Origin of the sequence: Microbacterium sp. R1, assembly GCF_015159725.1 — a bacterium.
GTDB classification, from domain to species: domain Bacteria; phylum Actinomycetota; class Actinomycetes; order Actinomycetales; family Microbacteriaceae; genus Microbacterium; species Microbacterium oxydans.
On record NZ_JADDUD010000001.1, the window covers coordinates 2,156,975 to 2,182,882 of the forward strand.

The following is a 25,908-nucleotide window of genomic DNA, read 5'->3' on the forward strand; positions in this document are numbered from 1 at the left end:
TCCATCCTGCCGCCTGCCGGCCCCCGCTCCCCGTTACGACTCGGCGAAGCGCTGACGCTCTGCGTCGATGTCGCGCAGGCGCATCCGCAGCGCGCGACCACCATCGGAATCGGCAGGCACGCGTTGCACCGCACCGAGGAGCTCCTGCTTCTCGTGCTCGAGCTGCCGGAGCACGAGCCTGCGGGCGAGGTCGGCCACAGTGGCGACGGCCCGCTCCTCCGTCCGCTCGGGGAACGGCGTCATCAACAGCTCCCCCGCGAGGGAGCGGTAGGGTTCACGCACGCCGTTCACAGCCTCGGTCACCCAGCCGGCCCTGGTGCGGTCCGGAGCCGCCGCAACCGCCTCACGCACGGCGTCCAGCCCTGGAGTCCGGAAGGATGCCTCCAACGCCCGGTTGAGCAGCGCCTGATCGACCTGGTGTCCGTACTGGAGCGCACCCATCAGCGCGTCGCGTTCAACCGCGACGTCGGGGCTGCGCGGCAGACTCGCCAGCGTCACCGGGGCGACGAGGGGAGCCCCCGTGACCGAGTCGATCTGCGGGGCCTCCCGACGCGGCTGCTGCGGGGTCGAGGCTCCGCGAGCGGCGCGTTCGACCTCACTGCGCACTTCGGTGGGGTCCATCCCGAGCCGCCGCGCCAGTACGCGTTCGTACCCCGGGCGAAGAAGCTGATCGCGGATCTCCGCCACGATGGGAGCGGCCGCCCGCAGAGCACCGACGCGCCCTTCCACCGTGGAGAGGTCGAAGCCGCCGAGTTTGCGGTCGATCGCGAACTCGAACATCGGCTGCTTGGTGTCCATCAGCCCCCGAACCGCGGCATCTCCTCGCCGGAGTCGCAGGTCGCACGGATCCATACCGTCGGGCGCGACCGCGACGAAGGTCTGGGCGTTGAATCGGTCATCCTCCGTGAAGGCACGCAGGGCCGCCTTCTGACCGGCTTCATCACCGTCGAAGGTGAAGACCACCTCGCCTGAGGCGTTGTCGTCGCCCATCACGCGGCGCAGCACCTTGATGTGCTCGGTGCCGAACGCCGTACCGCATGTGGCGATCGCCGTCGTGAGTCCCGCGAGATGGCAGGCCATCACATCGGTGTAGCCCTCGACCACCACGACCCGGCGTGGGTCGCCTCTGGCGATGTCGCGCTTGGCGAGGTCGAGCCCGTACAACACCTGCGCCTTCTTGTAGATCGGCGTCTCCGGGGTGTTCAGGTACTTCGGCCCCTGGTCGTCGTCGAACAGCTTGCGGGCGCCGAAGCCGATCGTCTGCCCCGACACGTCCCTGATCGGCCACACGAGACGCCCGCGGAATCTGTCGTAGACACCGCGCTGTCCGGTCGAGACGAGGCCGGCATTGCTGAGCTCCTCGCGGGTGAACCCCTGCGCGGTGAGCGCCTTCAGCATGCCGTCCCAGCCACGCGGGGCGAAGCCGACTCCGAAATGCGCTGCAGCACCTGCATCGAACCCGCGCTCCCCGAGGAAGCGACGTCCTGCCTCGGCGTCCGGGGTGAGCAACTGCGCGCGGAAGAACTCCGCGGCTGCGGTGTTGGCTGCATACAGCCGACTCCGCCCGCTCGTCTCGGGGGCGGCTCCGCCGTCCTCGTAGTGCAGCGTGTACCCGATGCGGCCGGCGAGACGCTCCACCGCCTCCGTGAAGCTGACGTGGTCCATCTCCCGGAGGAAGGAGTACACGTCTCCGGACTCCCCGCATCCGAAGCAGTGGTAGTACCCCACCTGCTGCCGGACATGGAAACTCGGGCTCTTCTCGTCGTGGAACGGGCACAGGCCCTTGAGGGATCCGACTCCGGCGGGCTTCAGCGCCACGCGCTCGCCGATGATGTCGGCGATGTTCGTGCGCGCCTTCACCTCATCGACATCGGCCTGACGGATCCGCGGCATCAGTGCGCTCTTTCCGCGACGGGAACGCGCTCGGTGTGCGGCCGCGCACCGGGGCGGGCGTGACGGGGAGTCCAGATCCCCACCTCGGCCGGGTCGATCTCCCCGACGAGACGGTTGTGCCAGTCGATGGCGCTCTGATCGGTGAGGCTCGCGATCTGATCCACGACGACTCTGGCGCGCTGGGCGTCGGTCTCCGCCGCGATGAAGTCGGCGGCGAACGCGGGCTCGAGCACATCGGAACCCGCGGACCACAGCGCATCGGTCGACCAGAGGGCATCGGCGAGCCTCTTCAGCACGCGCCGCTGCTCCTTGTAGACGCCCTTGCGGGCTTCGATCGTGACGATGGCCTGGCCCATGATGCCCTTCAACACGGCGATCTCCACCTCGATCACCCGCGGGACGATGACATGGGCGTTGTACCGGACCAGCGCCTTCGTACCGTACACCTCCCTGGTGGCGGAGACCGAAGCACGGGCGAAACGTCCGATCAGGTCACTCGTGAGGTTCTTGAGCCGCGCGAGAGCCTGACGAGAACGATCGAACGAGGAGAGCCACATCGGCTGCGACGCCAGACGGTAGAGCGCGTCGGCGAGCTCGTCACGCGTGAAGTCGTACCCGACCCACTGCTGTATGCGCCCGACGAGTGCGTCGTGCTGAGCGGGGTCGGCGAGCTGGGCGACGTCGACGTAGCCGTTGACGATCGCATCCTCGAAGTCGTGGACGGAGTAGGCGATGTCGTCCGAGAGGTCCATGATCTCGGCCTCGATGCACCGGAGTCGACCAGGAGCGCCTTCGCGCATCCAACGGAACACGGCTTCATCCTCGGGGTACACGCCGAACTTCAGACGTCCACCGGGATCGGGGACCGGGCTGTCGACCGTCCACGGGTACTTGCACGTCGCGTCGAGGCTGGCGCGGGTCAGGTTCAGGCCGACCGAGCGGTCGCTGTCGTCGAGCACTTTCGCCTCGAGTCGGGACAGGATGCGCAGGGACTGGGCGTTCCCCTCGAACCCCCCGATGGGCTCTGCCCACTCGTTCAGTGCCCGCTCGCCGTTGTGACCGAAGGGAGGATGCCCCAGGTCGTGGCTGAGGCACGCGGTGTCGACGACATCGGCCGACACGTCCAGTGCGACAGCGAGCTCGCGCCCGACCTGAGCGACCTCGAGGGAATGAGTCAGACGGTTGCGGGCGAAATCCGCGGTACTGGCAGGGCTGAGCACCTGCGTCTTGGCGGCGAGTCGGCGCAGCGCCGCGGAGTGCAGGACGCGGGCACGATCACGAGCGAAGTCGTTGCGCTCGGATCGATGGGTCTCGGCGAAGAATCGTTCGGCATCTCGCGCGTCGTAGCCGTCGGCACGCAGGCCTGGCCGGGGGTCAACCGCCACTGTTCTCGATCTCCGCTCCACGCATCATCTCCGAGGTGTCGGATGCGATCTCCCGCGACTCCAACCACTTGTCCGGCAGGGCCGTGCGCTTCGGGTGTCCTGCCCGCCCGCGCTGCCCCTCGGCGTCCGCACCGGGATACGGTGCCGTGTGATCGAGCCGGCCGAGGAGGTCGTCGATCTCGGCGAGGCTGGACGCCGTGGCGAGTCCGGTGCGGATGTCGCCCCCGACCGGGTAGCCCTTGAAGTACCAGGAGACGTGCTTGCGGATGTCACGGCATCCGCGATCCTCATCCTCGAAGAACTCGACGAGGAGCTCGGCGTGGCGGCGGAAGGCGTCAGCGACGAAGCCGAGCGTCGCGTCGACCGTCTTCCCCTCCCCGCCGAACGCGGTCGCCAACTCGCCGAACAGCCAAGGGCGTCCGAGGCAGCCGCGCCCGACCACCACTCCGTCGCAGTCGGTCTGCGCCATCATGCGCACCGCATCGTCGGCCGACCAGATGTCGCCGTTCCCCAGCACCGGGATGCTCGTGACCGCCTGCTTCAGCTCGCCGATCGCGTTCCAGTCCGCGAACCCGGAGTAGTACTCGCCGGCAGTCCTGGCATGCAGCGCAACGGCGGCGACCCCGGCGTCTTCGGCCGCACGCCCTGCATCGAGGAACGTGAGGTGATCCTTGTCGATGCCTTTGCGCATCTTCACGGTGAGAGGGATGTCGCCGGCGGCTTTCACCGCCTGGTCGACGATGTCGGCGAACAGCTTCGACTTCCACGGCAGCGCCGCTCCCCCGCCGCGACGGGTGACCTTCGGCACCGGGCACCCGAAGTTGAGGTCGATGTGGTCGGCGTGATCCTCGGCGACGATGATGCGCACGGCCTCCGCGATGGTCTTCGGGTCGACGCCGTAGAGCTGGATGGACCGCGGTGTCTCGGACTCGTGGTGCCGGATGAGTCGCATCGTGGTCTCGTTGCGTTCGACGAGCGCCCGCGAGGTGATCATCTCGCTCACGTAGAGCCCGGCGCCGTACTCGCGACACAGACGTCGGAAGGCGGTGTTGGTGATCCCCGCCATGGGTGCGAGGACGACCGGCACGTCGAGATCGATCGGGCCGATGCGAAGAGGGCGGGCGGGGGCGGTGGCGAGAGTCATGTCCTGTCCATTCTCCCAGACGCGGAGCCCGGAGGGATGCGGCGATCTAAGCTGTGCATATGACCGAATCCTCGCTCCGCACCATCCCGTTCACCGATGCGAAGGGCGAGGAGAAGACGCTCGACGATCTGGGCGCCGATGTGGTGCTCGTCGTAAACGTCGCGTCCAAGTGCGGGCTGACGCCGCAGTACGAGCAGCTGGAGGAACTGCAGCGTCTGTACGGCGATCGCGGATTCACCGTCGTCGGCTTCCCCTGCAATCAGTTCTTCGGTCAGGAGCCCGGCTCTGTCGACGACATCCTCGAGTTCTGCTCGACGACCTACGGCGTCACCTTCCCCGTCAACGACAAGGTCAAGGTCAACGGCAAGAACGCCGCCGAGCTGTACAAGGCGCTCAAGGAGACTCCCGACGCCGGTGGCAAAGCCGGGCGCGTGGAATGGAACTTCGAGAAGTTCCTCGTGCTGCCGGACGGGGACGTCCTGCGCTTCCGGCCGAAGCAGAAGCCGGACGCCCCCGAGATCGTCAGTGCGATCGAAGCGGCGCTGACCCGCTAGAGCGCGCCGGCCCGTCAGACGGCCGCGGTCTCCGGCTCGGCCTCTCCGCGCTTGGACCAGAGGTCGCGGAGAACGTTCTCGAACGCCGCGGGCGGTTGCGCGCCGCTGATGCCGTACTGGCCGTCGACGACGAAGAACGGCACGCCCTGGATTCCGTAGGCGCGGGCCTGCGCCTGGTCCTGACGCACGGCGGGCAGGTACTGCTCGCTCTCGAGTGCTGCGCGGGCACGGTCTGCGTCCAGCCCGACCTCGACAGCCAGCTCGACGAGATCATCGATGCGACCGACGTGCTTGCCCTCGGTGAAGTAGGCGGACATGAGCCGCTCTTCCATCTCGTGCTGCAGCCCCTCTGCCTTGGCGAAGTGCAGCAGCTCGTGCGCCTTCACCGTGTTCGTGTGCTGCAGCAGATCGAACCGGTACTCGAGGCCGGCGTTCGCCGCCACACCCGTCACGTTCGAGAGCATCTGCTCGACCTGCTCGCGCGGCATGCCCTTGTGGCCTGCGAGGAAGTCGATCTCGTCACCGTCGAAGTCGACGGGGGTGTCGGGCGAGAGCTCGAACGAGTGGAAGGTGATGTTGACCTGCGGTGCGTCCTCGTCGGCCGCGACCGCTTCGAGCCCCTTCTCGAGGTTGCGCTTGCCGATGTAGCACCAGGGGCAGGCGATGTCGGACCAGATGTCGATGGAGATGGGTTCAGTCACACTGCTATGCAACCGCATGCACCTACGGGCTATTCCGAACCCGATCCGAGCCGCGGATAGGATTCTCGGATGCTCTCCGCCGAAGACCTGCTGCCCTCCGTCCCCGAGCGCGTGCTCGTCGCCGGCGTCTCAGGGTCCGGCAAGACCACGCTCGCCCGACGGCTGGCCCGCCTGTGGAACCTGCGCCATGTGGAGATCGACGGCCTGTTCCACGGCCCCGAGTGGACGCCGCGCCCCGAGTTCCTCGACGACGTGCGGGCCTTCGCAGCGGAGGAGCACTGGATCACCGAGTGGCAGTACACGAGCAAGGGAACGGACGACATCCTCCCCCCGCGCGCACAGCTCGCGATCTGGCTCGACTACCCGTACCGCGTGGTGCGAGGCCGTCTGATCCGGCGCACGCTGGCTCGAGGCGTGCTGCGGCTCGAGCTCTGGAACGGCAACCGCGAGAAGGGGCCGTGGACCATGTTCCGCCGTGATCCAGAGGAGAACATCCTCGCGTGGCAGGCAGCGACACTTCACAAGTGGACGGAGCGCTTCCCCGCGTTGCAGGAGCGCTTCCCGCACCTCACGATCGTTCGTCTCCGTCATCCGCGGGAGACGAGACGGTGGCTGCGTGCTCAGGCAGAGGCGTCGGGAACGTCGATCGCACCGCCGAAGCGACGGTCGCGCGACAGGTAGATCCCGATCGCCCGCCACAGCTCCTCGCGCGAGAAATCGGGCCAGAGCGTGTCGAGGAAGACCATCTCGGCGTATGCCGACTGCCACAGCAGGAAGTTCGAGGTACGTTGTTCGCCCGAGCTGCGCAGGAACAGATCGACGTCCGGCATGTCGGGGACGTACAGATGGCGGCGGATCATCTTCTCGGTGATCGCCTTGGGCTTCACGCGCCCTGCCGCGACATCGTCGGCGATCGCCCGCATGGCATCCACGAGTTCGACCCTGCCGCCGTAGTTGACGCACATCGTGAGCGTGAGCACGTCATTGTCGCGGGTCAGTCGCTCAGCGTGCTGCAACTCCTTGATGACGCTGCCCCACAGGCGCGGCTTGCGGCCGGCCCAGCGGATGCGCACACCCCATTCGTTGAGCTGATCGCGACGGCGGTGCAGGACGTCGCGGTTGTAACCCATGAGGAAGCGGACCTCTTCCGGCGAACGCGCCCAGTTCTCGGTCGAGAAGGCGTACACCGAGAGGTGCTTGACCCCCGCCTGGATCGCGCCGGCGACCACGTCGAGCAAGACCTCCTCCCCCGCCTTGTGCCCCTCGATGCGGTTGAGTCCCCGGCGGTTCGCCCACCGGCCGTTGCCGTCCATGACGATCGCCACGTGCTCGGGCACGGCCCGGAACGCGGGCGGGTACGAACCTGTCCAGTCCAGCGGTCGATAGGGGACGGCGTCCTTGTGCGTATAGGGCTTCGGGCTCACCGTGCTCCTTCTGAAGTGATGTCTGACACATGGGAGAGGGAGCGGATGCCGCGCTCCAGGTGCCATTGGGCGTACGCGGAGACAAGTCCCGAGGCTGCGGCGGTGTCGGCCGGCGCCGCTGCGTCGATCACGTCCCACTCCCCCGCGATGAGCGAACGGAGCAACGCCAGGGTCTTCTCTGCGACACGCGGGCTGCCTGCCGGGGCGCAGTTCTGGCAGACGAGCCCACCGAGCTGAGCGACGAATCGCGAGTGCGGCCCTGGGGTGCCGCAGCGGGCGCACTCGTCGAGCGATGGCGCCCAACCCGACAGCGACATCACCCGCAGCAGGTACGAGTCGAGGATGCTCCGTGCGACGTGCTCTCCCCGCGACAACGCCCGCAGCCCGCCGACGAGCAGCAGGTACTGATCGGGAGTGGCCTCCGCGTCGCTCAGACGGTCCGCCGTCTCCACCATGGCGTTGGCCGCGGTGAAGCGGTCGTAGTGTGCGGCGATGTCGGTGCCGTAAGAGCCGAGGGACTCGGCCTGCTGCACGATGTCGAGCGAGCGGCCCTGGTAGAGCTGCACGTCGGCGACCATGAACGGCTCGAGCCTGGCGCCGAACTTGGACGACGTCCGGCGCACTCCCTTCGCCACCGCGCGGACCTTGCCGTGCCGTCTCGACAGCATCGTGACGATGCGATCCGCCTCACCGAGTTTGTGGGTGCGCAGGATCACCGCTTCGTCTCGATAGGTGGGCACCCTTCGATTATCCTCCGTGCGCGAGAATGAACGGGTGACCGAACCGCTCTTCATCATTCCGCTCTGGGCGGACCTGCTCGGCGTCGGCCTCGGCGGAGTCCAGGGCGCGATGTTCGCATCGGGTTTCCAGGGTCAGAGACGGCTCGACTGGCTCGGGGTGGCCATCATCGGCATCATGATCGGGATGGGCGGTGGTCTGATCCGCGACATCCTGCTCGGGCAGACCCCCGCCACGCTGCAGAATCAGTGGTACCTGGTCACTGCGGCCGGCGCCGCGCTTCTGGGCATGCTGCTCGCCGGGCTCTTCACCCGCCTGAACACCGCCATCGTCGTCCTCGATGCCGTGGTGATCGGCATGTTCGGCGCCTTCGGCACGAGCAAGGCCCTCGCCTTCGGGATTCCCGAGGTGCCGGCGGTCTTCATCGGCGTCTGTGCCGCGGTCGGAGGAAGCGTGCTCCGCGACATGCTGATGGGCCTGCCGACCGCGATCATGCACGTCGGCTCGCTGTATGCGGTCGCTGCCGGAGCGGGGTGCACGTTCATCGTGATCGCCGTCGCACTCGGGATGCCGATTCCCCTCGCGGCGGTCATCGGCATCGTCGTGACGGCCGTGATCCGGATCCTCGCGGTGACGTTCGATGTCTCGCTCCCGGAGCAGCGCCGTCTCTACCGCCGTAAGGTCGCCGCGGAGACCGGCGCGATCGCGATCGTGAAGCCTCAGGACTGACCGGTTCAGGTGCCGCGGAGGCGTTCCGCGCCGCGTACCATGCCGGCGAGTCCGTCGATCACTCGCTCGAGACCGAAGTCCCACGCCGTTCGAGCGTCGTAGGGAACGCCCATGGCTTCCCCCGCAGACTGACCCACCGCCCTGGCGAGCGGCATCTCCTCACCGAGGTAGGCCGCCAGACGCGGTGCGGCCTCTGCCCACGATGCCGCGAACGCCGCTGCGCGCTGCTCCTCGCGCATCCGAGCCGCCGCAGAGAGAGTGAAGTCCAGCACGAAGCTCAGCGCCGCGTCACGCTCCACGTCGCTGAGACCGAGGTCGTCGAAAGCATGGAGTTCCCAGTCGTACTTGGCGATGGTGCCAGGGCCGAATGCGACACGGGGATCGTGGATGTCGATGAGCCATGGATGAGCGCGGAGGAGGCGCAGGTTGTCCTCGGCGACCGCCCGGACCGCCGCACGCCAGCCCGAGGCCTCCGCGGGCTCACTGCGAAGACTGGCGTGCATCGCATCCGCCATCAGCACGAGCAAGTCGGCACGGCTGTTGACGTGCGTGTAGATCGACATCGGGGTGAGGTCGAGGGACTGCGCCAGCGAGCGGATCGTCACCGCGCCGAGGCCGTCGGCGTCAGCCAGTGCGACGGCACGATCCACGACGTCATCCGCCGAGTGACGTGCCTTCGGCCCGCGCTGGCGGGTCACGGGAGCCGCGGGGCTGTGCCGCCAGAGCAGATCGACGAGATTCTTGGCCATCGGGAATAGCCTAGACCGCTTCCGCCTTAACCTTGTACACTGTACAGACTTTTGGAATGGAGAACCGTGAACATCACTCAGACCGCCCTCTCGTTCAACGTCCCCGACGTGGCGGCCTCCGCCGCCTTCGCCACGACGCACTTCGGCTTCGAGGAGGCGATGTCCGCGGACGGCTTCGTCTCGTTGCAGCACCCGGGGCCCGTCCCGAACATGATCTTCCTCCAGACCGGGCTCTCGACGTTCCGCCCACAAGAGATCGCCGGCTCCGCCGGTCAGGGCACCCTGATCGTCTTCGTCGTCGACGATATCGACCGGGAGTTCACCCGCATCGCCGACGCAGGCGCTCGTGTGGTCACCCCTCCGGAGACTGAACCCTGGGGTGAGCGCTATGGTCAGTTCGCCGACCCCAACGGCCTCATCTGGCAGCTGGTGCAGTGGGTGGACTGACCTCTACCTCGAATCGCGCGATCGGTCCCCTCCTGTCGACGGACACGACCGATCGCGCGATTCGAACCGGGATCAGACGGTTGCCAGCTCCTGCTGACGCGTGCGGATCGAACGGTTCACACCCGAGACGATCGCCTTGAGCGATGCGGTGGAGATGTCTCCGTCGATGCCTACACCCCACAGGCGCTGGTCGCCGACCTGCAGCTCGACGTAGGCCGCGGCCTGCGCGTCTCCGCCGGCGCTGAGAGCGTGCTCGACGTAGTCGTAGACCGTGATGTCGAAGCCCTGTCCACGCAACACCTCGACGAACGCCGCGACCGGACCGTTGCCGTTGCCCGTGACGGACACTTGCTGATCGTCGTCGCGGAGCACCACGTCAAGTGCCACGTCGCCCGACATGTCGCTCCGGGTCTGGGTCGCGAGCAGTTCGAAGCGCCCCCACTTGGCTGCGGTGTCGGCGGCGGGGAGGTACTCGTCGTTGAAGATCGACCAGATCTGCTCGCTGGTGACCTCGCCGCCCTCGGCATCCGTCTTGGCCTGCACGACTCCGGAGAACTCGATCTGCAGCTTGCGGGGCAGATCGATCGCGTGGTCGGCCTTGAGCAGGTAGGCGACGCCACCCTTGCCGGACTGCGAGTTCACGCGGATCACGGCCTCATAGGAGCGACCGAGGTCCTTCGGGTCGATGGGCAGGTACGGCACCGCCCACTCGATCTCGTCCACCGTGACGCCCTGCGCCTCGGCCTTGGCCGCCATGGCCTCGAACCCCTTCTTGATCGCGTCCTGGTGGGAGCCGCTGAATGCCGTGAAGACGAGGTCACCCGCCCACGGGCTGCGCTCGGGCACCGGCAGCTGGTTGCAGTACTCGACCGTGCGCTTGACCTGGTCGATGTCGCTGAAGTCGATCTGCGGGTCGATGCCCTGCGTGAACATGTTGATCCCCAGCGCGACGAGGTCGACGTTGCCGGTGCGTTCACCGTTGCCGAACAGGCAGCCTTCGATACGGTCGGCCCCGGCCATGTATCCGAGCTCGGCGGCCGCGATCGCGGTGCCGCGGTCGTTGTGCGGGTGCAGCGACAGAATCACGTTCTCGCGGTGCGCGAGGTTGCGGCTCATCCACTCGATCGAGTCGGCATACACGTTCGGCGATGCCATCTCGACGGTCGCCGGGAGGTTGATGATGACCTTGCGGTCGGGCGTGGGCTCGAAGACCTCGATCACCTGGTTGCAGATGTCCACGGCGAACTCGAGCTCGGTCCCCGTGTAGCTCTCGGGCGAGTACTCGTAGTACACCTTCGTGTCGGGGATCGTCTTCTCGAACTCCCGGCACAGCCGGGCGCCCTCGAGTGCGATGTCGATGATGCCCTGCTTGTCGGTGCGGAAGACCACCTCGCGCTGCAGCACGCTCGTGGAGTTGTACAGGTGCACGATGGCCTGCTTCGCTCCCGCGATCGCCTCATAGGTGCGGGCGATCAGATGCTCGCGCGCCTGCGTCAGGACCTGGATCGTGACATCGTCGGGGATGAGGTTCTCCTCGATGAGCTGACGCACGAAGTCGAAGTCGGTCTGGCTCGCCGAGGGGAAGCCGACCTCGATCTCCTTGTACCCCATGCTGACGAGCAGCTCGAACATGACGCGCTTGCGCTCGGGCGACATCGGGTCGATGAGCGCCTGGTTGCCGTCGCGGAGGTCGACCGCGCACCAGCGGGGCGCCTCGGTGATGCGGGCATCGGGCCAGGTGCGGTCAGGCAGCTGGACGGTGATCTGCTCGTGGAACGGCCGGTACTTGTGGATCGGCATCGCGGACGGGCGCTGAGTGTTCTGCATGATGGGGCTTCTTCTCTTCGTCAGGGTAAACGGGCCAACACAAGCGCCGCGACGAGGAAGGCCCTAGCTTTAGGACTCGTCGCGGCAGCTAAGAAGAAGCAGACCGCCGAAAGGCATGTGGTCATGCTAGCAGGGTTGACTCCGCCGATTCGACGGGTGTGAGACGTTTCCTTCGCTGTCGACACTCCCCGATATGAGCACATCGCCGCGTCGCCTGACCCTCGCCGTCGCCTCCGTCTTCGGCCTCCTGCTCCTGAGCGCCTGCACCTCCGGGCCCGGAGGCTCCGCGGCGCCGACGAGCACGTCTGCACCATCAGGGCAGGGGCTCGAAGACGTCCGGCCTGACCTCCCGGAAGGGCGCGTGATCGGCGTGGGCACGGTGCTCGATGTGGCGGGCGAGGTACAGCTGTGTCTGGGAGCGATCATGGAATCGCATCCGCCCCAGTGCAGCGGAGTGCCTCTCGCCGGCTGGTCCTGGGCCGGACTCGAGGGCAGCGAGTCCAGCGGAGAGACCACCTGGGGCGCCTACGCCGTCTACGCGACCTACGACGGTGAACGGCTCACCAACACCGATCCACCGATCATGCTCGCGTTGTTCGACCCGATCCCAACGGAGGATCCGACGGGCGGCGTCGACGGCACCACACCGGCCGACGAGCTCACGAGGATCCAGGACGACATCGCCACCCGTCTCGGTGGAGAGGCGCTCACCGTCAGCACGGACCGCGGCTACGTCCGGCTCAGCGTCACGTGGGATGACGGTGCCATCCAAGAGGCCGCTGACGCGGAGTACGGTGACGGCGTCGTGATCGTGACCTCAGCGCTTCGGGAGATCGACTGAGCTACGGGATCAACGCGAGCTTGCCTCCGGGGTGACCCGTGGCGAGGAGTCGGTGGGCCGCGCGTGCCTCGGAGAGCGGAAACGTGCGGGCCAGGGGAACGACGAGATCGCCGTTCTGCGCCAGAGCGATCAACTCGCTGCGGACCTCATCCCGGAAACGTGCGCTCTCGGGCATGGAGCCGGCGATGGCGAGGATGCCGTCGGCCGTCGCGCGGTCAGCCGCGGCGATGGTCACGATCCGCCGACGATCGCCTACCAGTTTGAGCGATGCATCCACCGCTTCATGCGTCCCCACGGCGTCCAATGCCGCAGCGATCGGCCCGTCCGCCAGAGCGCGCACACGTGCGGCGAGCCCCGAGCCGTAGCGCACCGGGAGCCCTCCGAATCGTCGCACCTCGTCGAACCGGGACTCGCTCGCCGTTCCGATGACGCGTATGCCGCGCAGGCGTGCCTGCTGCAGCACGCTCGCACCGACAGCACCGGAGGCACCGTGGAGCAGGATCGTCTCCCCCGGCGCCGCACCGGTGACGGCGAGCATCTCCGCGGCAGTCGTACCCACGAGGAGCAGGTTCGCCGCCTCCGGATGCGTCAGGGTGGAGGGCTTCGCGAAGACCTTCTCAGCCGGGACGGTGACCGCGGTCGCATAGCCGCCTCGCACGCGGAAGGCGATGACCTCGTCGCCGATGTCGACAGCGCCCGAACCGATGCGGGTACCCTGGCCGATGGCCGCGACCTCTCCCGAGACCTCATACCCGATCGGCACCGGCAGCTCGATGCCCGGTCGGGCAGCAGCGACATGTTTCGCATCAGCGGGGTTCACCCCGGCGGCGAGGACGCGAATGGTGACCATGCCCTGCTCCGGAGCCGGAATGTCGTGCTCGACGAACTCCCAGAGGTCGGGCGAACCCCACCCCGCGGCGACCCAGTGCCGCGCTCGAGAGACCACCACCGTCATCGCTCGGACCTGCTCAGAGGACGCAGCGGAGGTTGTTGACCGTGCCTGCGAGGTTCGCCCAGCTTCCCGCGTTGACGGTGGTGACCGTGGTGCTGCCGTTTCGCGCCTGCACGTGGCCGGAGCTCCGCGCATTGGCGACCGACTTCGCGATGAACGTGGAGGGAATCGTGTTGACGCTGCACACGCTGAACGTGAGCTTGTTGCCGCCGAGCGACCCGGCGCTGTAGGCGCAGAACCGATCGGTCGCACAGCTCCCGACCGAAAGCGCCGACCGGAGCGCGATGGTCCCGATCGCGAGTTCCATGCCGAGCGCGGGCCACGCCGCATGCGTCGAATCGATGATCACACCGCCGGGCACTTCCTCGAGCATCGCGATGATCTCGGGAGCGACAGCGTCGTCGCCCTCCAAAGCAGCCTGCGCCGGTGCCGCACTGAGAAGCAGTATTGCGCTCAGCATCGTCGCAGCGACGATAACCCTCGGCCTCATCTGATCTCCTCCTCATCGAGGTCCCACATCTGATACGAGATGATCGAACCGGCGGCGAAGACGTCGTCTGCGATCAACACGGTGCGTTCGACGCCCACGATCCTGCCGGTGTCACGGGAGACCAGGATCAGATCGCTGGCGGCGCCATCCGGCGATATGACCCTGACGCCGTTCACTTCCCGCCCCAGACGGTCCTGCGTCATCCCGAGCGCTTCCCCGCCCTGCCCCTCCTCGAGGAGCGCGAGCAGCTCGCGGTGCTGCGCGTTCGTCAGCGTCCACTGGTCGAGGACCGACGTGAAAGCCACCTCGACGTCGTACGCCGTCGGGTTCTCAGGCATGCCGAAGGCACGGAGGATGGCGATCATGTCCTGACGCGTCTCGCCCGGCACGTCCGTCCAGGGGGTGTAGAAATCGCCCGGCGCCATGACGAGGTCGGTGACGACCTCCCCACTGCTGGTCACCTCGGCGGCGTTGCTCGCCACCGCGTCCTCCGGATCGTAGGGGACGCCGGCGACGATCGTCATCCGGCCCGAGCCGTCCGGTTCCCACGTGAGCGTGGAGAGCTGCGGGACGACCTTGCTGACCTTCGCCTCGACCTCGACCGAGAACCCCCAGAAGGCGGTCCGCACGGCGCGCTCCGGCGCTGCGGGTCCGGTCGGACCGGCGAGAGCCGCGTCCGCGTCATCCACCGTCTGCGCGACCGTGGTCGAGCCTTCGAAGTCGAGAGGCGATGGCATCCCGGCCACCGCTGCGCCCTGGGGCGAGAAGACGGCGAAGGCCAGGGCGGTGGATGCGGCGACCGCCGTCAGCCCGGAGGCCCAGCCGATCGCCCGCCGACGTCTCCTGCGAGGCGCCGCGCTCGTGCGGAGGATACGATCCCTGGTCGCGAGAGCCCGGGCATCGGGTGCCGCCTCACGCGGCGTCGGTGCGGGATCGGCGTCGATCAGCATCCGTTCGAGTACGGCGTCGTCAATCATCACCCGTTATCAGCCCCTCCAGACCCAGCTCCGCACGCAGGCGTTCCCGCGCACGTCCCAGCGACTTCCGCACCCGGAACTCGGAAGTGCGCGACAACTCCGCGATCTCCCCCACCGTGAGTCCGTCCCAGTACGTGAGCATGATGATACGCCTCTGGCGGGGAGTGAGGACAGCCAAAGCCCGCATGACCGCCACCCTGCCGACAGGATCGGGTTCACCTTCCTCGCCGGAGACGCCGAGACGCACGGCATCGAACACACCGTGCGGTGCTGACGTACGACCGGAGCGGGCACCCAGTCGCCGATCAGCTGCCCGCAGAAGCCAGACCCGACTCGGCGGACGGGCAGGGCGCAGCTTCGTCCAGGCGAGCAGGAAGACCTCAGAGACGATCTCGGTGACCTCGGCCTCGGCGCCGACCACGCCCTCGATGTGGTGTCGAACGGCTGCCCAGTGTTCGTCGAACACCCGGCTGAAGACCTCGTCGCGCAGCGGATTCGGGTCTTCGCTGCGGCCGCTCATGTCGTCGGGGTCGGCGGCCTTCCCGCCGCCATCGACGTAGTGCCGGATGTCATCTCAGAACCCGAGTCTGCCGAGCTGTTTCGGGTCGCGCTGCCACTCCTTCGCGACCTTCACATGCAACCCGAGGAAGACGCGCGTCCCCAGCAGTTCCTCGATGCCCGCACGCGCTCGCGCGCCCACCTCGCTGAGACGCTTGCCCTTATGCCCGATGATGATCGCCTTTTGGCTGTCACGCTCCACGACGATGGATGCGTGCACGTCGGTGAGGTCGGTGCCCTCCCTCGGCGCGATGTCGTCGATGACGACGGCGATCGAATGCGGAAGCTCGTCGCGCACGCCCTCGAGAGCGGCCTCGCGGATCATCTCGGCGATCCGGTCCTCCTGCGACTCGTCGGTCGTGATGCCCTCCGGGTACAGCGCGGGCCCCTTCGGCATCAGCGTCAGGATCTCGTCCGACAGCACGTCGAGCTGCTCGCGGGTGAGGGCGGACAGCGGGACGACCGCGGCCCAGTCCTCGCGCAGCGAATCGACCTCCAGCAAACGCTCCGTGACCTCGTCACGGCCGGCCGCATCCATCTTGGTCACGATCGCGATCTTCTTCGCGCGCGGGTACCCGTCGAGGGATGCCGCGATCCGCCTGTCCCCCGGGCCCACCTTCTCATTCGCAGGAACGCAGAATCCGATGACGTCGACGTCGCCCAGCACCTGCTCCACGAGGTCGTTCAGCCGCTCGCCGAGCAGCGTGCGCGGCTTGTGGATCCCCGGGGTGTCCACGATGACCAGCTGCCCCTCCGGGCGATTGACGATGCCGCGGATAGCGCGACGTGTCGTCTGCGGCTTCTCGCTCGTGATCGCGATCTTCTCGCCGACGAGGGCGTTCGTGAGCGTCGACTTCCCGACGTTGGGGCGGCCGACGAAGGTCACGAAACCGCTTCGGGTGTCGTCAGTCATCGTCTCGATCTCCTTCATCCTGCGAAGCGTCGGGTTCCCCCGCCGCACGTTCCACGAACACCGTCGCGATACCTCGTCCACGCCCCCGCGATGCACCGCCGGTGAGCACCAGACCTTCCACGGTCGCCGTGGCGCCGGGCTGGGGAACCTGTCCCAGCGCCTTCCCGAGCAGACCGCCGATCGAATCCACGTCCTCGTCCTCGAGCTCGAGCCCGAACAGATCGCCGACGTCTTCGAGCGAGAGGCGAGCACTCACGCGGTATCGTCCGTGACCGAGATCGACGAACTCCGCCGATACCTGATCGTACTCGTCGGAGATCTCGCCGACGAGTTCCTCGATGAGGTCCTCGAGAGTCACGAGACCCGAGATCCCGCCGTGCTCATCGATCACCAGACAGACGTGCACGGCATCGCGCTTCATCTGCTGCAGGAGGGTCTCCGCTCGCATCGATTCGGGGACGAAGGTCGCCGGCCTCGCGATCGGACGGATCGACGCCGCGCGCCACGCACTGTCGTCGCGGTAGGCGAACTGCACGAGATCCTTGAGGTACAGCACTCCCACCACGTCATCGGCCTCGTCGTCGACGACGGGCATCCGGGACACGCCGCGGTTCAGGAAGAGTGCCATCGCCTCGTCGGTGGTCGCCGTGGCATCGACCGTCACCATCTCGGTGCGCGGCACCATCACGGCGCGGACGAACTGGTCGGTGAAGTCGAAGACGGAGTGGATGAGGTCGCGGTCGTCCTCTTCGATGAGATCGTTCGACGCTGCCTCGTCGACCATGCTCAGCAGCTGATCCTCGCTGGTGAAGGAGCTGCGCCCCGTGCCGGGGGTGACCCGGTTTCCCAGCAGGACCAGGCCTTGCGCGAGGGGGCCGAGGATGATGCGGAGCCCGCGCACGATCGACGCGGTGCCGCGGATCATGCCCTCGGCGTGCTGACGCCCGAACGACCGCGGGCTCGCCCCCACGAGCACGAAGGTGATCGCCGTCATGAGCACCGCGGCGGCGAGCATCGCCCACCAGTTGTTCTCGATCAGGATGGTGAAGGCGACCGTCACGAGCACGGCTGCCGTCACCTCTGCGAGGACGCGGATGAACGCCACCGCGTTCACGTGGGCGTCGAGATCTGAGGCGATACGCTCCAGTGCCCTGGCCCTGCGGCCCTCGGTCGCCATGTCGGCGAGTCCGGCACGCGAGGTCACCCCGTACGCCGCATCGATCGCGGCCATGAGACCGCCGAACGCCACCAGCAGCACGGCGGCGATCAGGAGGAGAACAGCAGTCATCGTCGGCGTTCAGCAGCCGCGAAACCCTGGATCAGCTCCTTCTGCAGTCCGAACATCTCACGCTCCTCGTCGGGCTCGGCGTGATCGAAGCCGAGGAGGTGGAGCAGACCGTGGGTCGTGAGCAGGATGAGCTCATCCATCAGGGTGTGTCCTGCCGCCTGCGCCTGCGTCTCGGCCACCTGGGGGCAGAGCACGATGTCGCCGAGCAGGCCGGGGGCGGTCGGACGGTCCTCGGTACCGGGGCGCAGCTCATCCATCGGGAAGCTCAGCACGTCGGTGGGGCCGGGCTCGTCCATCCACTGCACGTGAAGCGCCTCCATGGCGCCCTCGTCGACGAGGACGATGGCCACCTCGGCGTCAGGGCTGACGTGCAGCTGCGCGAGATTGAAATCGGTCAGTCGCTGCAGCACGGTCTCGTCGACGTCGATGGCCGACTCGTTGTTGATCTCGATCATGAGAGTCCTCGTTTCGGGGCGCGATCACGCGGTCCAGGTCGTTGTGCTCCCCGGCGATCGGCACGGTTGGCGAACTCCGCCGCCTGCTCGCGCTCGAATCGCGCTGCGGTGCGCTTCTCGTCGTACTCGCTGTACGCGTCGACGATGCGTCCGACCAGCGAGTGCCGTACCACGTCGTCGCTGGTGAGACGGGAGAAATGGATGTCGTCGATGCCGTCGAGCACTCGGGTCACCAGGCGGAGCCCCGACGACCCCTGCGGAAGGTCGACCTGCGTGATATCGCCCGTGACGACCATCCGCGTGCCGAAACCGAGACGCGTGAGGAACATCTTCATCTGTTCCGGCGTGGTGTTCTGAGCCTCGTCGAGGACGACGAACGAGTCGTTGAGGGTGCGCCCGCGCATGTAGGCGAGGGGTGCCACCTCGATCGTGCCGGTCGCCATCAGGCGAGGGACGATCTCGGGGTCCATCATCTCGTTGAGAGCGTCGTACAGCGGGCGGAGGTATGGATCGATCTTGTCGGTGAGCGTGCCGGGGAGGAAGCCGAGCCGCTCTCCCGCTTCGACCGCGGGGCGCGTGAGGATGATCCTGGTGACCTCCTTGCGCTGGAGCGCCTGGACGGCCTTGGCCATCGCGAGGTAGGTCTTGCCCGTACCGGCCGGACCGATGCCGAACACGATCGTGTTCTCCTCGATCGCGTCCACGTACTCCTTCTGCCCGAGGGTCTTCGGACGGATCACCTTGCCGCGCGTGGTCAGGATCGCCTCGCCGAGAACCTCGCTGGGGCGCGGTCCTCCTTCCTGGCGCAGCATCCGCGCGGAACTGGACACGTCGCTCGGTGCCAGGTCCTGCCCGGCCTTCGTCATGGCGAGCAGCTCCTCGACCAGCGCCCTCGCCTTCGCGACCGCATCGGTGCCACCGCTGAGTGTGATCTCGTTGCCACGGACGAGCACCTGCACATCGCGGTGCTCACGCTCCAGCATCCGCAGCAGCCGGTCCTGCGGTCCGAGCAGCTGCACCATGGCGACGCCGTCCGCGTAGATCTTCTCGACCGCCTCGGGAGGCCGGCCGCCCAGACTCCGCTCCTGGGGCTCGTGGTTCTCAGGCACCGACACTCTTCTCAGTCAATCCGCCGGCCAGCACGTGCGCGTGGACGTGGAAAACGGTCTGTCCGGCGTTCGCGCCGGTGTTGAAGACGAGGCGGAAGTCGCCGTCCTCCGTGTGCTCCGCCGCGAGCTCGCCCGCGAAAGCGACCATCTCGGCGAGCAGAGAGGGATCTGCGGCCGCGACCTCGACGACATCTCGATACTCTGCCGACTTCGGCACCACGAGCAGATGCACGGGCGCCTGCGGGGCGATGTCGCGCAGCGCGAACAGCCGGTCGGTCTCGCCGATGATGTCGGCAGGGATCTCCCCGTTCAGAATGCGCGTGAAGATCGAGGGTTCCGTCATACCGTCAAGTCTACTGACCGGAGCGTGACGACGACCTCGGGCCCGTCCCGTGCCGGTCGGGCGGGGTCACCATCGACCGAGTGCCACCGACAGCACGGCGATCGCGGCCGGGCCCGCCGTCGAGGTACGGAGCACCGTCTCGCCGAGGAGCACACGCTCTGCCCCCGCCTCCGTCAGGTGACGCAGCTCCTCGTCGGAGATCCCGCCTTCCGGTCCGACCACGAGCACCAGGTCGCGTCCGTCCGGCTCGATCTCCGACAGTCGCGTGGGCGCCGTCGGGTCGAGCAGCAGGAGGCGCTGCGAGGCCGCGCGCTCCCTGAGCTGAGCCGTCGAGACGGGTGATGCGACGGCGGGCACCCAGGCGCGGTGGGCTTGCTTGGCGGCCTCGCGGACGATCGTCGCCCAGCGCTCCCGTCCCTTCACCGCCTTCGGGCCCTCCCACCGCGAGACGCTACGACTCGCCTGCCAGGGGACGATCTCGTCGACGCCGAGTTCGCACGCCGCCTGCACGGCGAGCTCATCGCGGTCTCCTTTCGCGAGCGCCTGTACCAGAACGACCCGAGGCGTCGGAGCGGGGTGCTCGATGCGCTCCGCGACACGGACCTCCACTCGGGAGGGAGACACCTCCTCTGCCACACCGGTCAGCCACACGCCCGCGCCGTCGCCGACGGTGACAGCCTCGCCGACGCGAAGACGACGGACGACGGCCGCGTGCTTGGCTTCGGCTCCGGTCAACGACACCAGGTCGTCGACTCGGGCATCCGTCGACGATTCGACGAGGAAGTGCAGTGCCATGATCAGTGGCTGCGGAAGCGGTCGCGGAGCTTGGAGAAGAGTCCCTGCTGGAACTGGGCGAGCTGGGGCTCCGGGGACTTCGCCTTCTTCGCGAAGTCCTCGATCAGCGCACGCTGCGCGGAGTCCAGCCGAGTCGGGGTCAGCACCTGGACGCCGACCCGCAGATCGCCGCGCTGCGTGCCGCGGAGCGGGGTGATTCCCCGTCCCTTGATCGTGAGCACGTCACCGGACTGCACTCCGGGACGGATCTCGAGGTCGACCTCGCCGTCGAGTGCCTGGATCTTGGTCTCGGTACCGAGGATCGCGTCGGTCATCGACACCTCGAGGGTCGCGAGCAGGTCGTCTCCCTCGCGGCTGAACGCCGCGTGCGGGTTGACGGTCACCTCGACGTACAGGTCACCGTTCGGTCCGCCCGCCTTGCCGACCTCACCGGAACCGGGAAGCTGCAGGCGGAGCCCCGTCTCGACACCGGCGGGGATGTCGAGCGACACCGTTCTGCGCGAACGCACGCGACCCTGCCCCCCGCAGGTGCCGCAGGGATACGGGATGGTCGTGCCGTAGCCCTCGCAGGTGCCGCAGGGCTGAGAGGTGACCACGTTGCCGAGCAGGCTGCGCACCTGACGCTGCACGTGGCCGGAGCCGCCACAGATGTCGCACGTGACCGGCGAGGTACCCTCCTGACAGCACGACCCCTGACACGTCTCGCACAGCACGGCGGTGTCGACCTCGATGTCCCGATGCGCCCCGAACACGACGTCGCCGAGGTCGAGCGTGACCCGGACGAGGGCGTCCTGGCCCCGCTCCCGACGCGACCGCGGACGCGCACCGCGCCCTCCCCCTTGAGAAGCACCGAAGAACGTCTCGAAGATGTCGCCGAAACCGCCGAAGCCGCCGAAGTTCCCCGCGGCGCCGTCTCCGCCGCCCATGTCGTAGCGGCGGCGTGACTCGTCGTCGCTGAGGACGTCGTACGCATGGGTGACGAGCTTGAACTTCTCCGCAGCGTCGTCCCCGGGGTTCACATCCGGGTGCAGCTGCCGGGCAAGGCGTCGGTACGCCTTCTTGATCTCATCGGTGGAAGCGTCCCGGGACACCCCGAGAACCTCATAGTGGTCCGCCACAATCGCCTTTCTGCGTGTGTTCTCGTGGCGACCGCGTCAGCGGCCGGCCTCGTCTTCGTCGAGCATCCGCGACAGGTAACGGGCCACGGCCCGCGCTGCGGCGAGATTGCTCGGGTAGTCCATGCGCGTCGGCCCCATCACGCCGACTCGCGCCGTGCCGCTGGGGGCGGCGTAGTTGCTGGCCACGATCGACGCCTCACCGAGGCCGAAGGGGGCGTTCTCTGTGCCGATGCTGGCCGCGAGACCGTGCTCGTCGGTCACCATCTCGCTCATCAGTCGCAGCAGCGTCACCTGCTCCTCGATCGCCTCGAGAAGCGGATGGATGCTCCCGCGGAAGTCCTGTTCCCGACGCGCGAGGGTGGCCGCCCCCGCCATCACCAGACGTTCCTGACGGAAGCTGCCGAGCTCGTCGACGACGACGCCGGCGAGCGTGCGGAGCACCGCGTCCTGAGGCTTGTCCTCCGCCCCGAGCAGCAGCTGAAGACGGTCGGATGCCTCACCGATGCCCTGTCCGGTGATCAACGACGACAGGCGTGCACGCAGCACCGCGAGGTCGGACTCGTCGATGATCTCCGGCAGGGGGGCGATCCGCTGTGACACGCCGCCGGCATCGGTGACCAGCACGATCAGCAGCCGGTTCGGTGCCAGGGCCACCAGTTCGACATGCGTCACGTGCGCACGCGCGAACGACGGATACTGTGCGAGCGCGACCTGACCCGTCAGCTGCGTCAGCACCCGCACCGTGCGCACCATCAGGTCGTCGAGATCGGCCGGTTCGCCCAGGAACGACTCGATCGCCGAGCGCTGTGCCGAAGAGAGCGGGCGCAACTGGGCGAGATGATTCACGAAGACGCGGTAGCCCTTGTCTGTGGGAACCCTTCCCGACGAGGTGTGCGGAGCGGTGATCAGCTCTTCATCCTCGAGCAGCGCCATGTCGTTTCGGATCGTGGCGGCCGAGACGCCGAAGGAATGCCTGTCGACGATCGACCGGCTGCCGACGGGTTCGTGGGTCTCGACGTAGTCCTGCACGATCGCGCGGAGAACCTGCAGCCCTCGCTCTGTGACCATCGCCCTTCCCTTCCGCTGGCACTCGGACGTTCAGAGTGCCAATCCTACCCCGTGCAGCTGCGGGTTCTCCGTACCGCGGACCGACGACTCTAGGATGACGCTCATGACCTCCTCCCCGCATGCCACGCTGTCGACCGGCATCGTTCGTGGCGTCGAGGAGGCGGGGATCGTCCGCTACCTCGGCATCCCGTATGCCATGGCGCCGTTCGGCGAGCACAGGTTCCGCGAGCCGCAGCCTGTCGCGACCTGGGACGGCGTGCGCGACGCACTGGAGTTCGGCCCCACTCCGCCTCAGGTTCCGTATGCGGGCGCCATCGGCGAGCTGCTCGGCTCGGTGCGGATCGACGGAGACGACATCCTCACGGCGAACGTCTGGGCTCCGTCCGACGCCTCCGGCGCCCCCGTGCTGCTCTGGATCCACGGCGGCGCGCTCGAACGCGGCACCGCCGCTCTTCCGCTCTATGACGGCGCGGTCTTCGCGCAGGCGGGAATCGTCTTCGTGTCGATCAACTACCGACTCGGCTCGGAGGGGTTCTCCGTCTTGGAGGGCGCCCCACGGAACCTCGGCCTGCGCGATGCGGCTGCGGCCCTCGAGTGGGTGCACCGTGAGGTCGCCGCTCTCGGCGGCGACCCGACACGGATAACGGCGATGGGCGAGTCCGCCGGTGGAGCCATCGTCGCCGGACTCCTCGCTCGGGCGGACTCCCGCGCACTCGTCAGTCGCGCCATCATCGAGTCCGGACCACTCCAGGCGCAGACTCCGAAGAAGGCCGGACGTGTGACGGCTCGACTCGCGAAGCGACTCGGAGTACGAGCCGACCGCGTCTCTTTCGCCGCTCTGACGCCCGAGAAGCTGTTGGACGCACGGAAAGCTCAATCCGCCGGATCGTCTCCCCTCGGCGGGGCTCCGGCGTTCCAGTTGGCGATCGACCCCGAGAGCCTTCCCCGGTCACCGCACGAGGTGCTTCGCGAGATCGACACGCCGCTACTCATCGGGAGCAACACCGACGAGTATCGGCTCTGGTTCCCACCGGAGGTGCTGGCAGGCATCGGAGAGTTCAAGCTGCAAGCCGCGCGACTGCTCTCCCGCATCCCTCGACGTGCGGTGGCGGCCTATCGATCCGCGTTCCCCGACGCCGGCGCTGGAGAGATCCTGGGGCAGCTCGTCACGGACGTGATGCTGCGTGCTCCGTTGAGCCGGGTGGCAGCCGCGCGTCCGGAGAAGACGCACGTCTACGAGTTCGCCTGGCCGAGTCCCGTCCGCGATCTCCGCGCGGCACACGCGCTCGAGCTCGGGTTCGTGTTCGATCGCCTCGATGACGAGGAAGCCGCGCGTCTGGCAGGTCCCGACGCTCCGCGTGATCTCGCCGCCGAGATGAACGCGTCGTGGGTCGGGTTCGTGACGTCGGGCGATCCTGGCTGGCCGGCCTACGGTGACGATCGCCTCACGCGGGTGTTCGATGCCAGGAGCACGACGGTGCCCCAGAGGCGTGCGGCGGCGATGGATCTGCTCCCCGGGTGACGAACGCTTCAGCCTTCAGTCGGTCAGTTCGCGGACGACGGCATCGGCGAGCAGGCGACCGCGTAGCGTCAGCTGCACGCGCCCTTGAAGCGCTGCGAGTGGTTCGACGAGACCGTCGGCGATGAGTCCGGCGACCCTGCTCCTGTTCGCCCTCGGGACTTCGTCGATCGCGATCCCCTCGCGGATGCGGCTGAGCAGCAGTATCCGCTCGAGCGTGCGCGAGTCGTCGTCCGGACGCTCGGTGCCTGCTGCCGGCGACTCGGATGCGGCAAGGCGCTGGGCGTACGCCGCGGGGTGCTTCACGTTCCACCAGCGCAGACCGGCCACGTGGCTGTGCGCTCCGGGACCGAAGCCCCACCAGTCGTTCCCCCGCCAGTACGCGAGGTTGTGTCGGGAGCGACGATCGGGCGTGCGCGCCCAGTTGCTCACCTCGTACCAGTCGAAGCCGCCGGCAGCGAGTCGGGCGTCGGCGAGCTCGTACATGTCGGCCTGGAGATCGTCGTCGGGGGTCGGCACCTCCCCGCGGCGGATCTGACGCGCGAGCTTGGTTCCGTCTTCGATGATGAGCGCGTAGGCCGAGATGTGGTCCGGCTCCAGCGCGAGTGCGGCATCGAGCGACGCCTGCCAGTCGGCGAGGGACTCCCCCGGTGCGCCGTAGATCAGGTCCACGCTCACGGCAAGGCCCGCATCCTTCGCGGCGGCGACGGCCGTGCGCACGTTCTCCGGGCGGTGCGTGCGATCGAGGGCGGCGAGCACGTGGGGAACGGCAGACTGCATGCCGACCGACATCCTCGTGACTCCTGCTCGTGCCAAGGTGTGCGCCACTTCGGGCGTCACCGTGTCGGGGTTCGCCTCGACCGTGACCTCCGCGCCCGCTGCCAGGCCGAACGCATCTGTCGCCGCTCCGAGCATGCGTGCGAGGTCGCCGGCGGGGAGAAGCGTGGGAGTACCGCCGCCGAAGAACACGGTGTCCATCGGCCGCAGCGCTCCCGCGTCATCCAGCACTCGACGAGCGAGGGCGATCTCCGCGATCAACGTCGACGCGTAGTCCTCCTGCTTCGCCCCGCGCAGCTCGGTCGAGGTGTACGTGTTGAAGTCGCAGTAGCCGCAGCGCACGGTGCAGAACGGGATGTGCAGGTAGGCGGAGAACGGCACATGCTCATCGATCCGAAGATCTGCGGGCAAGCGTCCGTCCGCCGGGGCGGGGTCTCCGAGAGGAAGTGGTCCCGCCATCAGACGGGAGTCGCGTACAGCGGGGAGATCGCCCGAAGATAGCGCGCGAAGAGCTCGCGGCGGCGACGCTTCACGAGAGCAGGGATCGTGCGGTAGAGCAGGCCGTTCGGCGCGTCGAAGGCGCGCACGGTGAACCACACCTCGTCGTTGTCTTCACGCCAGTCCACGTCGAACGACTCTTCTCCGCTGACCACCGATCCGCCGACGGTTCCGAGGACGAACCCGACACGACGGGTCTCCTCCGTGACGGAGATCACGCGGAGCTCGGAGTCGGCGCGCATGCCCGCGACGCGCCCGCGGAGGTGCAGGGTCATCCCCGCGCCGACGAACGGCATGCCCTCCGCGTCGTAGCGCTGCTCGACGTCGCGCTTGCTCGGAGCGATCGGGTTGCCCTCGGCGTCGAAGCTCACGCCCGCATAGGCAGGTCCCGGTGCGGGGCGCACGTCTTCGACCGTCAGGCCGGCAGCGCGCTGTGCCGTCCACGACAGAAGCGCTTCGCCGGCGGTCTGGAAGCGTTCGATCCCGCTGCCGATCCGCCAGGATTCCTCCGCCGGGATGCTGCGCTCCGGCGGGTACTGCATCAGATCCGGAGCATGGGTCGCACCCACGGCCGCATAGTCCACCGTGTCGTCTCGGAAAGTCCCGCGCCGCATGA

The 25,908-nt window shown here is 67.9% G+C and carries 28 protein-coding genes; 6 read left to right on the plus strand and 22 right to left on the minus strand.

What is annotated here, in order from left to right:
- Nucleotides 1-33: 33 nt before the first annotated feature.
- Genes dnaG through dusB form a run of 3 tightly spaced genes read right to left on the minus strand, consistent with a single transcriptional unit; the run spans nucleotide 34 to nucleotide 4,422 of the window.
- Nucleotides 34-1,893, minus strand: coding sequence for a DNA primase (gene dnaG, locus ILP86_RS10590; protein WP_193761892.1), 1,860 nt, complete (start codon nucleotides 1,891-1,893; stop codon nucleotides 34-36).
- Nucleotides 1,893-3,278, minus strand: a complete 1,386-nt coding sequence (locus ILP86_RS10595; RefSeq protein ID WP_193761893.1) for a deoxyguanosinetriphosphate triphosphohydrolase — start codon at nucleotides 3,276-3,278, stop codon at nucleotides 1,893-1,895. Before ILP86_RS10595 ends, dnaG begins: the two co-directional genes overlap by 1 nt.
- Nucleotides 3,268-4,422 (minus strand): tRNA dihydrouridine synthase DusB, encoded by a 1,155-nt coding sequence (dusB, locus tag ILP86_RS10600; RefSeq protein ID WP_193761894.1) that lies wholly within the window; start codon nucleotides 4,420-4,422, stop codon nucleotides 3,268-3,270. Before dusB ends, ILP86_RS10595 begins: the two co-directional genes overlap by 11 nt.
- A gap of 59 nt (nucleotides 4,423-4,481) precedes the next feature.
- Between dusB and ILP86_RS10605 the strand changes: the two genes are divergently transcribed.
- Nucleotides 4,482-4,976: a glutathione peroxidase gene (locus tag ILP86_RS10605; RefSeq protein WP_046749183.1), complete on the plus strand. Its 495-nt coding sequence runs from the start codon at nucleotides 4,482-4,484 to the stop codon at nucleotides 4,974-4,976.
- Nucleotides 4,977-4,990: 14 nt separating this feature from the next.
- On the opposite strand, the gene ILP86_RS10610 is transcribed toward ILP86_RS10605, so the two are convergent.
- A complete protein-coding gene (locus ILP86_RS10610; RefSeq protein ID WP_058631369.1) occupies nucleotides 4,991-5,677 on the minus strand; it encodes a DsbA family protein in 687 nt (228 codons plus the stop codon).
- A 69-nt stretch (nucleotides 5,678-5,746) separates the two neighbouring features.
- Between ILP86_RS10610 and ILP86_RS10615 the strand changes: the two genes are divergently transcribed.
- Nucleotides 5,747-6,358, plus strand: coding sequence for an AAA family ATPase (locus ILP86_RS10615; RefSeq protein ID WP_058631370.1), 612 nt, complete (start codon nucleotides 5,747-5,749; stop codon nucleotides 6,356-6,358).
- Here ILP86_RS10615 and ILP86_RS10620 read toward each other — a convergent pair.
- Both ILP86_RS10620 and recO read right to left on the minus strand, forming a co-directional pair.
- A complete protein-coding gene (locus ILP86_RS10620) occupies nucleotides 6,298-7,101 on the minus strand; it encodes an isoprenyl transferase (RefSeq protein WP_058631371.1) in 804 nt (267 codons plus the stop codon). The two genes, ILP86_RS10615 and ILP86_RS10620, sit on opposite strands and share 61 nt — an antisense overlap.
- The gene (recO, locus tag ILP86_RS10625) at nucleotides 7,098-7,841 is read right to left on the minus strand and encodes a DNA repair protein RecO (RefSeq protein WP_046749187.1); all 744 of its coding nucleotides are present in this window, start codon (nucleotides 7,839-7,841) and stop codon (nucleotides 7,098-7,100) included. Before recO ends, ILP86_RS10620 begins: the two co-directional genes overlap by 4 nt.
- A 34-nt stretch (nucleotides 7,842-7,875) precedes the next feature.
- On the opposite strand from recO, the gene ILP86_RS10630 reads away from it, so the two are divergent.
- Entirely contained in the window at nucleotides 7,876-8,568 is a 693-nt protein-coding gene (locus tag ILP86_RS10630) for a trimeric intracellular cation channel family protein (RefSeq protein WP_046749188.1), read from the plus strand.
- A 5-nt stretch (nucleotides 8,569-8,573) separates the two neighbouring features.
- Here the strand turns inward: ILP86_RS10630 and ILP86_RS10635 are convergent, their stop codons facing one another.
- Complete coding sequence (locus tag ILP86_RS10635) at nucleotides 8,574-9,317, minus strand: TetR/AcrR family transcriptional regulator (protein WP_193761895.1); 744 nt, start codon at nucleotides 9,315-9,317, stop codon at nucleotides 8,574-8,576.
- A 66-nt stretch (nucleotides 9,318-9,383) separates the two neighbouring features.
- On the opposite strand from ILP86_RS10635, the gene ILP86_RS10640 reads away from it, so the two are divergent.
- On the plus strand, nucleotides 9,384-9,764 hold the full coding sequence (locus ILP86_RS10640) for a VOC family protein (RefSeq protein ID WP_046749190.1): 381 nt from the start codon (nucleotides 9,384-9,386) through the stop codon (nucleotides 9,762-9,764).
- Between the two features lie 72 nt (nucleotides 9,765-9,836).
- Here ILP86_RS10640 and leuA read toward each other — a convergent pair whose 3' ends face one another.
- Nucleotides 9,837-11,591: a 2-isopropylmalate synthase gene (leuA, locus tag ILP86_RS10645; protein WP_046749191.1), complete on the minus strand. Its 1,755-nt coding sequence runs from the start codon at nucleotides 11,589-11,591 to the stop codon at nucleotides 9,837-9,839.
- A 193-nt stretch (nucleotides 11,592-11,784) separates the two neighbouring features.
- On the opposite strand from leuA, the gene ILP86_RS10650 reads away from it, so the two are divergent.
- Nucleotides 11,785-12,432 carry a hypothetical protein gene (locus ILP86_RS10650; protein WP_113681132.1) on the plus strand — a complete coding sequence of 216 codons (648 nt, stop codon included), beginning with the start codon at nucleotides 11,785-11,787 and terminating at the stop codon, nucleotides 12,430-12,432.
- 1 nt (nucleotide 12,433) lies between these two features.
- Here the strand turns inward: ILP86_RS10650 and ILP86_RS10655 are convergent, their stop codons facing one another.
- The 12 genes from ILP86_RS10655 to hrcA form a co-directional block, all read right to left on the minus strand.
- Entirely contained in the window at nucleotides 12,434-13,387 is a 954-nt protein-coding gene (locus tag ILP86_RS10655) for an NADP-dependent oxidoreductase (protein ID WP_193761896.1), read from the minus strand.
- A gap of 13 nt (nucleotides 13,388-13,400) precedes the next feature.
- A complete protein-coding gene (locus ILP86_RS10660; protein ID WP_058631377.1) occupies nucleotides 13,401-13,874 on the minus strand; it encodes a hypothetical protein in 474 nt (157 codons plus the stop codon).
- Nucleotides 13,871-14,851, minus strand: coding sequence for a hypothetical protein (locus ILP86_RS10665; protein WP_193761897.1), 981 nt, complete (start codon nucleotides 14,849-14,851; stop codon nucleotides 13,871-13,873). Before ILP86_RS10665 ends, ILP86_RS10660 begins: the two co-directional genes overlap by 4 nt.
- The gene (locus ILP86_RS10670; RefSeq protein WP_113681134.1) at nucleotides 14,844-15,371 is read right to left on the minus strand and encodes an RNA polymerase sigma factor; all 528 of its coding nucleotides are present in this window, start codon (nucleotides 15,369-15,371) and stop codon (nucleotides 14,844-14,846) included. The genes ILP86_RS10665 and ILP86_RS10670 overlap by 8 nt, the downstream gene beginning before the upstream one ends.
- Nucleotides 15,372-15,425: 54 nt before the next feature.
- Entirely contained in the window at nucleotides 15,426-16,322 is an 897-nt protein-coding gene (gene era / locus ILP86_RS10675; protein ID WP_046749411.1) for a GTPase Era, read from the minus strand.
- The gene (locus tag ILP86_RS10680) at nucleotides 16,315-17,610 is read right to left on the minus strand and encodes a hemolysin family protein (RefSeq protein ID WP_046749196.1); all 1,296 of its coding nucleotides are present in this window, start codon (nucleotides 17,608-17,610) and stop codon (nucleotides 16,315-16,317) included. Before ILP86_RS10680 ends, era begins: the two co-directional genes overlap by 8 nt.
- On the minus strand, nucleotides 17,607-18,065 hold the full coding sequence (gene ybeY, locus ILP86_RS10685; RefSeq protein ID WP_017202321.1) for an rRNA maturation RNase YbeY: 459 nt from the start codon (nucleotides 18,063-18,065) through the stop codon (nucleotides 17,607-17,609). Before ybeY ends, ILP86_RS10680 begins: the two co-directional genes overlap by 4 nt.
- Nucleotides 18,062-19,087, minus strand: a complete 1,026-nt coding sequence (locus ILP86_RS10690; protein ID WP_227751189.1) for a PhoH family protein — start codon at nucleotides 19,085-19,087, stop codon at nucleotides 18,062-18,064. The genes ybeY and ILP86_RS10690 overlap by 4 nt, the downstream gene beginning before the upstream one ends.
- 79 nt (nucleotides 19,088-19,166) lie before the next feature.
- Nucleotides 19,167-19,517 carry an HIT domain-containing protein gene (locus ILP86_RS10695; protein WP_046749197.1) on the minus strand — a complete coding sequence of 117 codons (351 nt, stop codon included), beginning with the start codon at nucleotides 19,515-19,517 and terminating at the stop codon, nucleotides 19,167-19,169.
- A 66-nt stretch (nucleotides 19,518-19,583) separates the two neighbouring features.
- The gene (locus ILP86_RS10700; RefSeq protein ID WP_061018468.1) at nucleotides 19,584-20,312 is read right to left on the minus strand and encodes a 16S rRNA (uracil(1498)-N(3))-methyltransferase; all 729 of its coding nucleotides are present in this window, start codon (nucleotides 20,310-20,312) and stop codon (nucleotides 19,584-19,586) included.
- Nucleotides 20,313-20,314: 2 nt separating this feature from the next.
- Nucleotides 20,315-21,430 carry a molecular chaperone DnaJ gene (gene dnaJ, locus ILP86_RS10705; protein WP_061018470.1) on the minus strand — a complete coding sequence of 372 codons (1,116 nt, stop codon included), beginning with the start codon at nucleotides 21,428-21,430 and terminating at the stop codon, nucleotides 20,315-20,317.
- A 36-nt stretch (nucleotides 21,431-21,466) separates the two neighbouring features.
- On the minus strand, nucleotides 21,467-22,498 hold the full coding sequence (gene hrcA / locus ILP86_RS10710; RefSeq protein WP_058631383.1) for a heat-inducible transcriptional repressor HrcA: 1,032 nt from the start codon (nucleotides 22,496-22,498) through the stop codon (nucleotides 21,467-21,469).
- A gap of 103 nt (nucleotides 22,499-22,601) precedes the next feature.
- On the opposite strand from hrcA, the gene ILP86_RS10715 reads away from it, so the two are divergent.
- Nucleotides 22,602-24,020, plus strand: coding sequence for a carboxylesterase/lipase family protein (locus tag ILP86_RS10715; protein WP_227750948.1), 1,419 nt, complete (start codon nucleotides 22,602-22,604; stop codon nucleotides 24,018-24,020).
- Between the two features lie 15 nt (nucleotides 24,021-24,035).
- Here ILP86_RS10715 and hemW read toward each other — a convergent pair whose 3' ends face one another.
- Nucleotides 24,036-25,253: a radical SAM family heme chaperone HemW gene (gene hemW, locus ILP86_RS10720; RefSeq protein ID WP_141369388.1), complete on the minus strand. Its 1,218-nt coding sequence runs from the start codon at nucleotides 25,251-25,253 to the stop codon at nucleotides 24,036-24,038.
- Complete coding sequence (locus ILP86_RS10725; RefSeq protein ID WP_046749203.1) at nucleotides 25,253-25,906, minus strand: DUF1990 family protein; 654 nt, start codon at nucleotides 25,904-25,906, stop codon at nucleotides 25,253-25,255. The genes hemW and ILP86_RS10725 overlap by 1 nt, the downstream gene beginning before the upstream one ends.
- Nucleotides 25,907-25,908 lie beyond the last annotated feature (2 nt).